11 protein-coding genes and 1 pseudogene are annotated in these 12894 nt (G+C 68.9%); 8 read left to right on the forward strand and 4 right to left on the reverse strand.

The genetic code is table 11. The annotated features are described in order from the left end of the window. Window positions 1-149: 149 nt before the first annotated feature. From A6A06_RS17500 to A6A06_RS43930, 4 genes and pseudogenes are all read right to left on the reverse strand, one after another. Window positions 150-1166: a LacI family DNA-binding transcriptional regulator gene (locus A6A06_RS17500; protein ID WP_073762238.1), complete on the reverse strand. Its 1017-nt coding sequence runs from the start codon at window positions 1164-1166 to the stop codon at window positions 150-152. Window positions 1167-1964: 798 nt separating this feature from the next. Then, the gene (locus tag A6A06_RS43925) at window positions 1965-2666 is read right to left on the reverse strand and encodes a ribose-phosphate pyrophosphokinase-like domain-containing protein (RefSeq protein ID WP_443333755.1); all 702 of its coding nucleotides are present in this window, start codon (window positions 2664-2666) and stop codon (window positions 1965-1967) included. A gap of 30 nt (window positions 2667-2696) precedes the next feature. Further along, window positions 2697-3341, reverse strand: coding sequence for a hypothetical protein (locus A6A06_RS42815; protein WP_073762241.1), 645 nt, complete (start codon window positions 3339-3341; stop codon window positions 2697-2699). A gap of 149 nt (window positions 3342-3490) precedes the next feature. Further along, window positions 3491-4198 (reverse strand): annotated as a pseudogene (locus A6A06_RS43930) (LOG family protein); the annotation flags it as partial. A gap of 631 nt (window positions 4199-4829) precedes the next feature. On the opposite strand from A6A06_RS43930, the gene A6A06_RS17525 reads away from it, so the two are divergent. From A6A06_RS17525 to A6A06_RS17560, 8 genes are all read left to right on the forward strand, one after another. After that, the gene (locus tag A6A06_RS17525; protein ID WP_199930947.1) at window positions 4830-5975 is read left to right on the forward strand and encodes a hypothetical protein; all 1146 of its coding nucleotides are present in this window, start codon (window positions 4830-4832) and stop codon (window positions 5973-5975) included. Continuing rightward, window positions 5972-7342: a hypothetical protein gene (locus tag A6A06_RS17530; RefSeq protein ID WP_073762243.1), complete on the forward strand. Its 1371-nt coding sequence runs from the start codon at window positions 5972-5974 to the stop codon at window positions 7340-7342. The genes A6A06_RS17525 and A6A06_RS17530 overlap by 4 nt, the downstream gene beginning before the upstream one ends. A 7-nt stretch (window positions 7343-7349) precedes the next feature. Next, window positions 7350-8093 carry an SDR family NAD(P)-dependent oxidoreductase gene (locus A6A06_RS17535; protein WP_073762244.1) on the forward strand — a complete coding sequence of 248 codons (744 nt, stop codon included), beginning with the start codon at window positions 7350-7352 and terminating at the stop codon, window positions 8091-8093. Window positions 8094-8123: 30 nt separating this feature from the next. After that, window positions 8124-9041, forward strand: a complete 918-nt coding sequence (locus A6A06_RS17540; RefSeq protein WP_073762245.1) for a TauD/TfdA family dioxygenase — start codon at window positions 8124-8126, stop codon at window positions 9039-9041. A 60-nt stretch (window positions 9042-9101) separates the two neighbouring features. Then, window positions 9102-10031, forward strand: a complete 930-nt coding sequence (locus tag A6A06_RS17545) for a hypothetical protein (protein ID WP_199930948.1) — start codon at window positions 9102-9104, stop codon at window positions 10029-10031. Window positions 10032-10039: 8 nt separating this feature from the next. Further along, window positions 10040-11371 carry an amidohydrolase gene (locus A6A06_RS17550; protein WP_073762247.1) on the forward strand — a complete coding sequence of 444 codons (1332 nt, stop codon included), beginning with the start codon at window positions 10040-10042 and terminating at the stop codon, window positions 11369-11371. Between the two features lie 318 nt (window positions 11372-11689). Beyond that, on the forward strand, window positions 11690-11980 hold the full coding sequence (locus tag A6A06_RS17555) for a hypothetical protein (RefSeq protein ID WP_073762248.1): 291 nt from the start codon (window positions 11690-11692) through the stop codon (window positions 11978-11980). After that, window positions 11965-12885, forward strand: coding sequence for a nitrilase-related carbon-nitrogen hydrolase (locus A6A06_RS17560; RefSeq protein WP_073762249.1), 921 nt, complete (start codon window positions 11965-11967; stop codon window positions 12883-12885). The genes A6A06_RS17555 and A6A06_RS17560 overlap by 16 nt, the downstream gene beginning before the upstream one ends. Window positions 12886-12894 lie beyond the last annotated feature (9 nt).

Here is a 12894-nt window from a genome sequence, read left to right on the forward strand (position 1 = left end):
GGGCTGGGCGGTGGCGAGTGCCGGGGCCGGGCGGACCGTCCGGCCCGTGGTCCTGGCATGGCAGTGGCGCGCTCCGGGCTCGCTCCTCCCATGACTCGGGCTGATGCGGTGTGGGGGAAGACGGCCCGTGCAGGTGTGGTGGCGGTTTTTCAGCCGGCGCCGGTGGACAGTGGTGCGGGTCCGGTGGATTGCCGTATGACGAGTTCCGTTCCGAGTACGACGTCTTCGACTGCTTCTCCGATGCGGATGTCCATGAACATCTGCATGCCGTGGAAGCCCAGGTCGTTGAGGGGCAGGCGCACTGTGGTCAGGGAGGGGGTCACCAGGGAGGCGATCGGCAGGTCGTTGAAGCCGACCACGGAGAGAGCTTCGCCGACGGTGAGGCCGAGTGTGCTGGCTGCGTAGTAGACGCCCATGGCGATGTTGTCGTCGTCGCAGACGAATGCCGTCGGACGGGCGGGGGAGGCCAGTACCGCCACCAGGCGGTCTCGGACATCGCGTGGGTCCAGGGGGCACGGGAGATGGCTTGCAGTGATGCCGGGATGGCTGAGGACGCACTGGTCGAAGACGTGCGCACGCTCGGCGAACGTTGAGGTGGGGCGGTCGGCGCGCACGTGCATGATGCGTCGGTGGCCGAGCGAGATGAGGTGGGCCAGGATGTGCGCCATGCCGCCGCCGAGATCCATGCTGACGGTCGGCGTGTGACGGGTCGGGGTCTCGTCGAGGATGACCAGCGGGAGTCCGATGCGCAGATCGGCTACGTCATCGGCCGACACCGAGCAGGCCAAGACCCCGTCGATGGCCTGTTTCGGGGCGGGAAAGGGCCCGCAGCCGTCTTCTGCGGTCAGGGGGAACACCACAACGCCGATGCCGTTCGTCGCGCCCGCCCGGGCAGCGCCGGCGTGCACGGCGGAGAAGGCAGGGTTCTCCAGTGTCGGTACGACCAGAAGGATGGTTCCGGTGCTGCCCAGACGTAGACTGCGGGCAGCCTGGTTGACCTGGTAGTCGAGGTCGCTTGCCATCGTCATCACGCGCAGGGCGGTCTCCTCGCGGATCCTGCCCCTCCACTTGCCGTTCAAGACGAGCGAGACGGTCGACTGCGAAACCTGCGCCATACGTGCCACGTCGGTGGCGGTGACGGCACGAGGGGTTTGAGGTCCTTTCATCCGTATATCCGTCCACTGCAATCAGAACTCGTTCCTGCTTACGGAAGGAGTCGGCGGGACCGCAGATGATTCCGAGATCTTCTGGGTCGATCTGCTGCAATCTGCATGGAATTGGGCAGCAATGGAGTCAATATTCCTGAGGGAAGCGGTGGCAAGTCAAGTGCAAGCAGGCACGCCGATGAGCCGGGGGACGGGCCGGTCCGCGCGGCCGAGCGTGTCGCGGATGTCAAATCATGATAAAAATGCTCAAAACTGATGGGCTGTCGGCTCGTCGGGAAGGAAGCGGCCCCGTCGGGTGGAACGAGTGTGCGCGCCCGTGCCGGCGGCCGGAAAGCTTCTGCAGGCGGCAGACGGGCAGGGCTTCCGGTACGCCGGCGACGGCAGTATGCCGCGGGGCGGTGCTTGGTCCGGACAGCCCTTGCCGGGGCACCCGGCATGACGGGGACAGGGGCCCCTGTCCGTGTCGTGCCGGCGGCGGCGCCGGGATGGCCGGTGACAGGGTCTGGGGCGGTCCTTCGGTGCGATCGTGCGGTGTGTGCCTGGCTGCGCAGCCGTGCGGCCGGCGCGGGTGCCGTCCAGGGGATCGCAGCGGTGGACGAGAGCCCTTCCATGGGGGGCGTTGGCCGGCCGCGTCGGTGGTGTGCACGCTGCTGATCGCACCGCTTCCGGGCAGCCCGCCACCTGGCCGTGAACCCGGCGGGGTCAGCCTGAGGCGGGTGGCGATCACGCCGATCCGGGCGGCGGGGCTGCGTCCGCGGATCGCGGCCGTGACCGTCTCCGCGGCCGCCGCGCCGGTGATCAGGCCGGCGGCCACGGCATGCGGCACGTCACCGGTGCCGTGCGGCGCGCGCAGCGTGACGTCCGCCTGCTCCGGGCCGGTCCGCTGTTTGCCGGCCGCCGGCAGGGGCCGGTCCGGCGCCGCCGCGGGCATGGCGGCCTGGTCGGCGCCGCCCGGTCGGGAGCGGCCGGCGCCGTCTCCCGGCCGGTAAGGGGGCGCAGCAGGTCCAGATGCGGCTCGTGCACGGGCAGGAAGGCCGGCCGGGTGCCGCTCCGGGCGCACCGGCGCCCCGGCGGATCCCGTGCGCCCGAGGCGGTGGTCACGGCGTCGTCCGGGCCGGCGGTCATGGCCGGATCGGCCGGCAGGCCGGCCGTCAACGGCCTGTGCCGGCCGGGCACATGCCGGTCGTGCCGGGCGTACGTGGGATGCGGCAGCACGGCCGCAGTGCGGCCGGCGCCGTGTTCGCGGTACGACCGGGCCGGCGCCGCAAGACTCATCAGCGGCGCATCGGCGGGAGTGTGCGTGCCGGTGGCCGGCTGGCAGGGCAGGACGGTCCGGCCGGACGGATCCTTTGGCAGGCCGACGCCCAACTCGCTGTCCCAAAAGCGGCCTTCGAAGCCGTGATGGCTGCGGACGTGCCGGCCGGCCTCCTGCAGGGCCGCTTCGGCGAACGGCGCCTGGCCGGGGACGTCGGTGATGAAGCCCTCACGGAACCCGGCGATGAGCTGTGTGGGCTCATGGCCGGGGCTGCGTCACGGTGAACAGGCTGCGCACGGCGTCCTGGAGGTCATCGCCGTCGTAGGTGCGGGCCGCCGGCTCCCGCGGGTTGTCCAGGCGTTGACGGCGACGGTTTTGCTCGGGGTGCGAAACGGCGGGACGTCGCAGCCGGAGTCCTGCAGGGCGATGATCTGCCGCTCCTTGAGCCCGGGGTCCCGCTGGAGTCGCCGTACGATCTCCGGTTTGTCCTCGGGGTCGAGGATGCCGTGCGGATAGGGGGACGCGAAAACGTGATCGAAGCCCGTGAAGCACGCGGCGAACGGGTGGGGCGCCGTGGTGAGCAGACACGTGAGGACCGGACGCTCCCGCAGCCAGGCCGGGGTATCCTCCGGCCCGCCGGTCCGTGGGCAGGCGGTGAAGGCGTGCCGGCAGAGGCCGGGGCCGGCGTGCGCCCACGGCTGGAGGCGCCGCTCGGCGGACCGGGTGCTGTCGATGGGCTGGTCGCGGCAGGCGTGCTCCAGCTGTTCGGCGGTCGGCATGTCTGCGGCCGCGGGCCCGGTCTGCCGGCCGGCGGTGGTGTTCGGGAGCAGGGTGCCGTCCGTGTCGAGGGCCGCCGGCCCGGCCGGGGTCCGCGCCGTTTCGGCGGCCGGGCCGGCAAAGTCGTCAACGGGATGCGCCATGATCCCCCTCGCGCCGTCGAGAAGAGATGCGGCAGGCTGCGGTGATGTGTCAGTGAGCCCGGCAGGTCACCGGGACCGGCTCGGACGATGGCGTGGTCCGGGTGGCGCTGGTGCGCGAAGCCTTCGTCGGCCGCGTGCTGGAGGCAGCCGGGCAGGGGCTGGAAGAAGCCGTTGGTGTCGGGCAGGGCGCACGGCGTGCCGTGCAGGCCCGGCTGAGCCCACGTCAGTACCCCGGAGAACTCGCCGGCCGTGCCGAAACCGCCGGGCAGGGCGGCGAAGGCGTCACCGGGTCCGGTCATGCGGGCCTTGCGGGCAGGCGTGCCGGGCACGGTCTCCAGACGCGTCAGGCCCTGGTGCGCGACCTGGTGGCCCCCACGTTTTTCCAGGATGACACCGGCGGCCGGGGCGCCGCCCTGCAGAGCGGCGTCGGCAACGGCCCCCATGGGACCGGTGGACGCACCTGCGCAGACGATCCCCGGCCCCGGCGCGGCGGTGGTCCGGCCGGACTGGGCTGCAGCGTGATGATGCGATGACCGTCGTCCACGGAGAACACCGCGATACACCGTGACATGGCGCACGAGAAGTCCTGTCTGAGACAGGCACGGGAGAGGTGGGTGCTGCCGGGGGGCGGCTCGGCCCACGGCAGCGGAATCGGCCGGCGCAAGTCGGCGGCGCGGGTTTCGGTGCGAGAAGCAGCCGGCGGGAACCGGCCACACACACGCGACGGCGGCCTTCGGCCTTGGCGGGGGCGGCCGTTGTGCAGCGACCGGGCAGTGACCGGGCAGCGGACGGACCGTGCACCGGGACGGCCGCTGCTGCACTGCCTGTTCTTTGCCCGTGCGGCTGGTTTCCTGCACATGAGCGGGCTGCAAAGGTGCGGCTCATGCATTCGGCCGCAGGGCGCGAAACGCGCTGCCCTGCCGGCGCAGATGGCGGAAAACCGGCTCCACGCCTTTCCGGATCCCGGCACCGCCGGAAGCGCGATGAGCGGGCGCGCATGATCTGGATTCAGCCACACGGCCACATATCTGCCGGTTGTATCGAGCCAAGTACGGCGCCCGTTCCAGGCGCGGCTCGTACCGGGGGTATTTCATGATTGAACTGGGTAGTAAGCCGTCGCCGTGGGCGGCGTGTGACGGCATCTTCGCTCCGTCTGCGCAGGGGGCGCTGCAGTCGCCGACAGTACAGCCCCACGAGTTGGTCATACGTATGAGCAAGTGAGGCTTCAGCGCACCCCGAGTAGCCAACTTCCAGCAATGATCGGATACTTGTCACAGGGTCATTCGTATGACTAACCTCGTCCCCGTTCGAAGTGCTCCCTGCTGTGAACGCGCATCGCCGGCTTGCCTGCTGAGCCTGCCGGCGGCGCACGGGTGAAGCGTTGAGCATTCGTTTCTCCGGGAGCCCGTATTCCTTGCCGGCTTGCACGCTGGGGTCGGCTCTGCACGTGAGCGTGACACTTCGTCTTAATCGAGGGGGCGGTTCCACGTGAGTCAGTCTGTCCAGCTTCTTGTCGATACCCTTTTAGTCCTCGGGTTCGGAATTCAGCATTCCGCACTCGCCACGCTGAGGGTCAAACGCACGGTCAAAGCCAAGACGGGCATAGGGCCGCTGGCCTGGCGGTCCGTCGAATCACTGTCCAACGTCGTATACATCCTGGTGGCGGCCGCGCTCTGGCAGCACACCGGCAACGTGGTCTGGGAACTTTCCGGTATACCCATGGTCGTCATGTACGGCCTTGCCGCCGTGTCATGGATCTGGTACTGGCAGCTTCACCTGTTCGAGTACGACTGCGGTCTTGCCTTCGGGTCGACGACCCTCGTCGCCCAGACCGCCGGCGCTCCAGGCCCCAAGCTGATCAGCTGGAAGGTCGGCACCCGCCGCTGGATCCGGTTCCCCGTCCACACGGCCTTCTTCGGCATGTTCTTCCTGCTGCCGACCATGACCACTGACCTGCTGGTCCTGGCCATCGTGCTCAACCTCTACAACGTTGTCGGCAGCATCCTCTACGACAAGCGCCTGATCGCCATGGCCGGTGAGTCCTACCAGCGCTACATCGACGTGACGGGGCTGATCTTTCCGCCGGTGTACCGCCGCCCCCAGGGCGCGGCCGACCTGCCGATGGCATCCCCGGCGCACTGGCGCAGGCCCGCGATGCACCTGCCCGGCCTCGTCGTCGGCGTCGGCCTCGGCGCCCTGTACTACGCGCTCATCGGCCCGCACGCGGTCACCCCGATGGACATGCTGCAGGCGGGTGGCGCAGGACTGCTGGGTGCCGTCCTCAGCGGCCTGATCCTCGGCACGATCCTCAAGCCCAGCGCGTCGGAATGGGCCCAGCAGCAGACCGACCTGTCCACCACGGTCGCCCTCAACGCCGCCACCGGTGTTATCACCTGGGCCGTCATCGGCTGGGCGCAGACCGGCACGGCGCCTTCGTTCGCAGCCTTCCTGCCGCTGTGGTTCATCGTGCAGTACCTCGGCCACGTCTTCGCCTTCCTCGCCAACCGCAGGAAGTGGGGAGCGGCGCTGGGCGAGTCCGGCTCCGCCGGGCAGTCCCGGACACCGCTGGCCGCACCGGTCAAGCAGCAGGCGGGCACTGCTGCGGCAACGATCACCCCCGGAGGCATTCGGTGACGGAAACGCTCGTGACCACCGGCCTGGGACAGCGGCACACCGCCAGTCTCGGCATCCCGCTGCGCAGCCCCGCGTCCGAGACGCCGTTTTGGCACCGGGACGAGCCCGTGCTCGCCGTCGCCCGCCTCGATCCCGCGTATGCCCGGCTCAAGGAGCACTTTCCCCACGGCTGGGAGCGCCTCGTCCAGGCCAAGTCCCTGTTCGACGGCATAGCCGCCCTGGACGTCCCGCAGGTCGAGCCCTCGTCCGGGCAGCGGGAGCAGACGGTGTCCCTGGTCCGGGCGGCCGCCCGGGAACTCCTGGCGTTCGCGGACGAGGAAACCGCACCCGCAACCCAGGACGCGGTCCTGCAAGCACGAACGGCCGCCCAACGCCTGAACGCCTATGCCCGCACGGGCGCGTGGGAACCGATCACCCTGCAGGAGCCGCACCCCGACCGGCCCTGGCTCTACTGCGGCCCCATCGGAACCTGGGCCATGCGCGCGGCACAACAGTCCATCGGGTTCCTGGTGGCGGTGCCCAGCAACGATCTCCAGCAGGAGGTCGACATGGTCACCCTGCGCACGAGCTGGGTCCGTGACCGGGTGGCAGAGGTCCTGGGCAGCGAGATCAAGTCCATCCAGGACATGCAGCCGTCCATGTGCGTTTTGGACCTCCTGCTCAGCGGTGGCGAATCAGCCGTCGGACACAAGAACTTCGCGCACTTCTTCCCCCTGGAAGCCCCGCAGTCGCGGGTGAACGGGCCGGAGTTCACCGTCGTCTTCGCCAACATCCACAGACAGCGCATCCAGAACTGCTCGCTGAGGCTCTTCAAAAAGATACAGGGCGCAAACGCGCAGACACGGCTCGACGGTCTGCTGCGCACCTCGCTGCGCTGGTTCCGCGGACACGACCTCGTCCACTTCTGGCGCAAGTCCACCGTGCCCAACGAGGGCAGGCCGGCGGAGGGTCTCACCCCCTTCGAGTGCATGGCCCTGGAGGAGGCGTACGCCGACGTCCTGGGCTTGCTCTCGGCCGGGCTCTTCTCCTCCGACCTGCACCTGGGGGAGGCCTACCGGGCCGAACTCTTCCGGTACCTGTCACGACGCCACCATCACTTCGCGGACACCGCCGCCGCCGTCCTCACCGCCGGCTGGCTCCGGAGGCACCAGGTGTCCCTGGAATCGGACACGGGTAAGAACTGGCTGCCCAGCGCACGTCAGGCCCTGGAAGAACTGGCCCGCACCCTGCACAGCACGCTGTGGGAGGAGGACGCCTCCCGGGTCGCGGTCCTGCGTTCGGCCCTCGCGACGGGCGCCGACTACCAGAAGAGCCTCGCCGGCGTGTTCCGGTCACTGCCCACCGACCTGTCCTACACCTTCGGCTGAGAGAAACATGAAACAACGTACTGTCGTCATTTCCGGCGCGTCCTCGGGTATCGGCCTCGCCACCGCACGCCGCTTCGCCGCCGCAGGGGACCGCGTGGTCAATCTGGACCTTTCGAAGCCGCAGGACTGCGACGCGGTGGGCGAGTGGATCCACGCCGACGTCACGGACTGGAGCGGCATGCACTCCGTCCTGGACTCCGTACACGCCGAGCACGGCTCGATCGACGTGGTCGTCGCCAACGCCGGGATCAGCCTGCGCCGCACGTTCGTGGAGATGACCGAGAAGGACGTCCGCTCGCTCCTCGACATCAACGTGCTCGGCGTCATGGCCCTGTGGCAGGCCGCCGCCAAGCACATGATCGCCGCACGCTCCGGGGTACTGCTTGCCACCGCGTCCACGAACGCGTCCGCCGGCTATCCGTACTACGCCGACTACAACGCCTCCAAGGCCGCGGTACTGGCCCTGACCCGCACCCTCGCTCTGGAACTCGCGCCCCACATCCGCACGGCGTGCGTCAGCCCCGGCTACGTGATGACACCCATGCAGCGCGCCGAATACACCGACGCAATGTTCGCCGAGGTCAACGCGAAGATCCCGGCCGGCCGCCATGCCGATCCTGCCGAGATCGCCGACGCCTTCTTCTACCTCGCCTCCGACTCGGCACGTTTCCTGACAGGCCAGCAGATGGTGTTGGACGGCGGGGAGCTGGCCGGCGGCACGGCATCGGCGCACGGCACCGTCTTCGGCTGAGCAACTCCGCTCCATCATGAAGGGATCGATATGCAGCAAGGCTTCGAGAGTGGCCGGCATGGCAGCGGGGCAGGGACTCTCGTCACCGCCAGGGGCGATCAGCCGCTGAGCACCCTGGAGCGCGCCTGGGTGCTCGATGAACTCGCCAGGTCCGGCTACCTGCTCCTGCGGGGCTTCGCCCCGTCGATCGAGCAGTTCTCCGGGCTGGTGCAGTCGGTGTGCACCCGCACCACCCTCGACCCGGCGCGGGAATACAGCGAAGGAAAGACGGTACAGAAGGTCGACCTCGGAACCGATGCGGTGGGGCTGCACGTCGAGCACGGCACCAACCCGCTCACGCCCGACCTCACGCTGTTCATGTGCGAGAGCGCGGCCCGCGTCGGATCCCAGACCACGGTCTGCGACGGCTACCGGGTCTGGGAGCAGTTCACCGAGCAGACCCGGAAGCGGTTCGTGGACCAGGACATCGTCTACTCACGGAACATCAGCGAGGAGGCATGGCGGGCGCTGACCTCCAGCCTCCTCAACGGAGCCAAGCCGGACGACGAGATCACGGTCGACGATCTCATCGCACTGGCCAAGCTGTTCGGCGAGGACAAGCTGCAGATCCGCGCCAACGACGACGGGTCCATCCACTACGTCTACAAGGTGTCGGCAGCACACCCGACGCTCTTCGGCGACCGGCTCTCCTTCGCCAACAGCATCCTCGGCCCCTCCTATCACTACGAGAAGCCTCGTATCGCCTTCGCGAACGACGAGGAGATCCCGCAGGAGGTCATCGCGGAGATCGAGAAGGTGACGGCCGACCTGACCGAAGACCTCGACTGGCAGGACGGCGATGTCGCCATCGTCGACAACACGCGCGTCATGCACGGACGCCGGGCCATCCAGGACGCCGGCCGACGCAAGATCTACGTCGCCCTCGGATACGTCGATGACCAGCGCTGACATCCACCCGGGCGCGGCGGCGATGATCGCCGCACCCAGAGACGACGCACCGGGCGGGCAGTGAACGACGCAAGGACCTCACCGCCCGCCCGGCCCATCCAGCCGGCTGCCAAGGGCCTGTTCTACCGAAAGGAGTCCGCCATTTCTCCGCCGAAGAATTCCGTCAGCATGCTGCACGGTGCAGCGTCCGAGCTTCCGCAGCGTCGTCTCAAGGATGGCTGGTCCTACATCTACTGGAACAACACGGCACATTTCCCGCAGGAGTACCAAGACCGGATCTACTCCGTTCTCGTGGAGATCTCCACGAAGGCGTTCGGCGCGGACATGACGCCGTACTGGAGCGACCGCAAAAAAGGGCGCTTCTTCGAGAAGATCTCCAAGTTCTGCCTGCTGGTGGACCCGTTGGGCAACATCAGCGGATGGACCGGATATCATCGGCGCATCTTCGGCAACGCCCACTGCCTCTACCTGGACTCCAGCGGTGTGCTTCCCGACTCGCAGGGCGGTGGTCTCATGGGGCACATCCACGCGAAGATGATCGCCCTGGAATGCCTCAACTACGCCCCCCGGCCGGTGTATCTGGTGGCGCGGACGGAAAGCCCCGTGGTGTACCGCCTCCTGCGCAACGGGTGCGGCCCGGACAACATCTGGCCGGCCCCGGACACCGCCGTCGACAGGCAGGTCTCGCTGATTGCCACCGACGTGGCTGAATGGCTGGGCCAGAGCGACAAGTTCGACCCCGGCAGCCTGCGTATCCTCGGCGCCTACGACAATCTCGACGCCCTCTACGGCGACCTGCCCAGCTGCGGCGATCCCACCATCGACGCCTTCTTCCGCACGACCCTGCGCCCGGAGGACGCTTACATCGTGATCGCCCGAGCCGGCTTACCCAGGATCGCCCGGCAGTGGGCCAAGAGGGAGATCAAGGCGGTGCGTGCGGCGCAGTCACAGCGGTTGCCGTGGCTCGCTTCGAAACCGGCGGGAAGGTGACGGAACCCATGACTGCGCACACACCGGCCGAGGCCGAAACCGCCGAACGCACCAGGGACGTTCTGGCACCCCTGCACGCCGGTTACCTGGACGAGGCCGAGCGCCTCTACCTCGACCTGCACCGCCACCCCGAGCTGTCGCACCAGGAGGAACGCACCGCCGCCCTGGCCGCCGACTGTCTGGAAAAGGGCGGGTTCGACGTCCTCACCGGTATCGGCGGCCACGGCGTGGCAGGCGTGCTGCGCAACGGCGACGGCCCCACCGTGATGCTGCGCGCGGACATGGACGCCCTGCCAGTGCAGGAAAGCACGGGACTGCCCTACGCGAGCCAGCGGCGCGCCCTCGACAGCGAGGGCGAGGAAGTGCCGGTCTCGCACGCCTGCGGTCACGACGCCCATACGAGCAGCATGCTCACGGCGGCCGTCCTCCTGGCGCGAGCCCGGCACGCCTGGCGGGGTACTCTGCTGGCCGTCGCGCAGCCAGCGGAGGAGACCGGCGACGGAGCGCAGGCGATGTTGGAAGACGGGCTCTACAGCCGGGTCCCCAAACCCGATGTGGCGCTTGCCCAACACGTCGTACCGCTCCCGATCGGGATCGTCGGGCACCGGTCGGGGCCCATGATGGCCGCTGCCGCCGTGGTGAAGGTCAAGATATTCGGCTGCGGCGGACACAGCTCCGCACCGCAGGCGACGGTCGACCCCATCGTGATCGCCGCACATGTGATCACCCGCCTGCAGACCATCGTCGCCCGCGAGACGGATCCGGCCAGTTGCGCCGTGGTGAGCGTCGGCACCCTGCACGCCGGCACGAAGGCCAACATCATCCCGGAGACCGCAGAGCTCGGCATCAGCGTCCGGTGCTACGACGACGCTCTCCAGGACCACCTGCTCAGTGCCATCAAGCGCATCGTGGAAGCGGAAGCAGCGGCCTCCGGAGCACCCCGCCCCCCTGAGGTCGAGGTGATCGAGGGCGTCCCCGTCAACGACAACTCCCCGGTGCCCACCGCAAGGGTCCGTGCTGCCCACGAGGCATACTTCGCAGACGGCCGGGTCATCGAGATGCCGCTGCTGGCGGCCAGTGAGGACTTCCCCTACTTCGGCGCCGCGGGCGCGGGCGTGCACTATGACGGCATGGCGGTTCCCACCGTCTACTGGGTCGTCGGAAGCACGTCGGCCGAGGCGTGGCAGTCGGCTCCGGGCACCACTGCGCAGGAGAAAGTCAAGCATCTGCCCACCAACCACTCACCGCAGTTCGCCCCGGATCCACGACCCACGCTCCTCACCGCATCAGAAGCCATGGTGACGGCCGCACTCTCGTATTTGGCCGGCTCAGCCAATTGAAGGAACGACAGGTGGCGACACAACCCAACCAGAAGACCGGGATACCGAAAAGCCGCTGCGCTCGGTGCCGACGGCATCACCGGTGCCGGCATCTTCGTTCTGAGCGGTACCGCCAGCGGCATCGCCGGACCCGCAGTGACCGTCTCAACCGGTATCGCGTTCGGGGCGTCACTCATTCTCAGCCTGTGCTACGCGGAGCCGAGGTCCGTGCACGACGCCTCGGGAGACCGTACGCCCACACGAAGCGCCACCTGCCGTCGTTCGTGGCGACCGTCGTGGGCTGGGCCAACTGGGGTGCACGGGTGTGCGCCAGTTCCTGTGACCCCGGGCCTGGCGTCACCGCTGTGCTTCGTCTTCATCACTTCGGCCGGTGCCGCCGGCATTCTCACCGGCGCCGGCCGGATCGCCGTCGACGTGTGCCACGGGCAGGAGAAGAAGCGCGGTGAGCTGAACGAGCAGATGCATCTGTTGTCCGAGGATGTGCGCACCACACCGGCAACCGATGCCCTGAGCCGGCCGTGGGCGACCAGACAGGAGATCCGATCAGTGGTGAGGCGGCCTTTCATCCACTGTTCCCAGGCCAGAGGAGAAGCATGCGCGCTGTCCTGATCCAGGCTGATGTAGATCACAGCCAGCCCTTCGAACAGAGGGTCGGCGCCCTGTGCGCCGCGGTTGCCGCGCAGCGCGGCGCCGATGTCGTGATCCTTCCGGAGCTGTGGGCGACCGGCTACTTCGCCTTCGACGACTACGACCGCACGGCCGAGCCGCTCGACGGGCCGACGGTACGCGCCCTGAGGGATGCGGCGATCGACGCCGATGTCCATCTGCATGCCGGAAGCATCGTCGAACGCGGGCCAGGAGACGAGCTCTTCAACACGAGTCTGCTGCTAGGCCCCGACGGCGCCCTGCTGCACTCCTACCGCAAGGTCCACCTCTTCGGTCACCAGTCGAAGGAGTCGGCCTTCCTGAAGCCGGGGGAGATCGTGCAAGCCCTGGACACGGGGATCGGCCGGGTCGGTCTTGCGGCCTGCTACGACCTGCGGTTCCCGGAGCTGTTCCGCGTGCTGGCCGACGACGGCGCCGAGATGCTGCTGGTCGCCGCCGCCTGGCCGGCCGAGCGGATCGCGCACTGGCGATTGCTGGTGCAGGCCCGGGCGCTGGAGAACCAGGCATGGGTGCTTGCCTGCAACGCGGCCGGACGGCAGGCCGACGTCACACTGGGCGGTACCAGCCTGATCGTCGACCCATGGGGCCGGATTGTCGCCGAGGCGGACACCAGCGACGCCGTGCTGTCCGCCGTCCTCGATCCGGCCGACGTCGCTCGGGCCCGCGCCGGCTTCCCGGCCTTCTCCGACCGACGCATCCCCACCGCACGCCCGGCGGTGCGTCTGCCCGCACCGCCCGGCCGCCCTTCGCACGCACCCTCGGCGATACAGACGGCGCCCGGCGCCGCCGTGTACGACCCGGCATCCACCACGCGGCCTGCTGCGCACACCACGAGTTGCAGCCGCTGAAGAAGCCCC

The sequence above is a fragment of the Streptomyces sp. CB02923 genome (assembly GCF_001905005.1).
Lineage (GTDB): Bacteria > Actinomycetota > Actinomycetes > Streptomycetales > Streptomycetaceae > Streptomyces.

Bases quoted from the DNA above. Each gene is read 5' to 3' on its own strand.
- A6A06_RS17550 (WP_073762247.1), top strand. From the start codon at position 10,040: ATGACTGCGCACACACCGGCCGAGGCCGAAACCGCCGAACGCACCAGG.
- A6A06_RS17560 (WP_073762249.1), top strand. From the start codon at position 11,965: ATGCGCGCTGTCCTGATCCAGGCTGATGTAGATCACAGCCAGCCCTTC.
- A6A06_RS17540 (WP_073762245.1), top strand. From the start codon at position 8,124: ATGCAGCAAGGCTTCGAGAGTGGCCGGCATGGCAGCGGGGCAGGGACT.
- A6A06_RS42815 (WP_073762241.1), bottom strand. From the start codon at position 3,341: ATGGCGCATCCCGTTGACGACTTTGCCGGCCCGGCCGCCGAAACGGCG.
- A6A06_RS17535 (WP_073762244.1), top strand. From the start codon at position 7,350: ATGAAACAACGTACTGTCGTCATTTCCGGCGCGTCCTCGGGTATCGGC.
- A6A06_RS17500 (WP_073762238.1), bottom strand. From the start codon at position 1,166: ATGAAAGGACCTCAAACCCCTCGTGCCGTCACCGCCACCGACGTGGCA.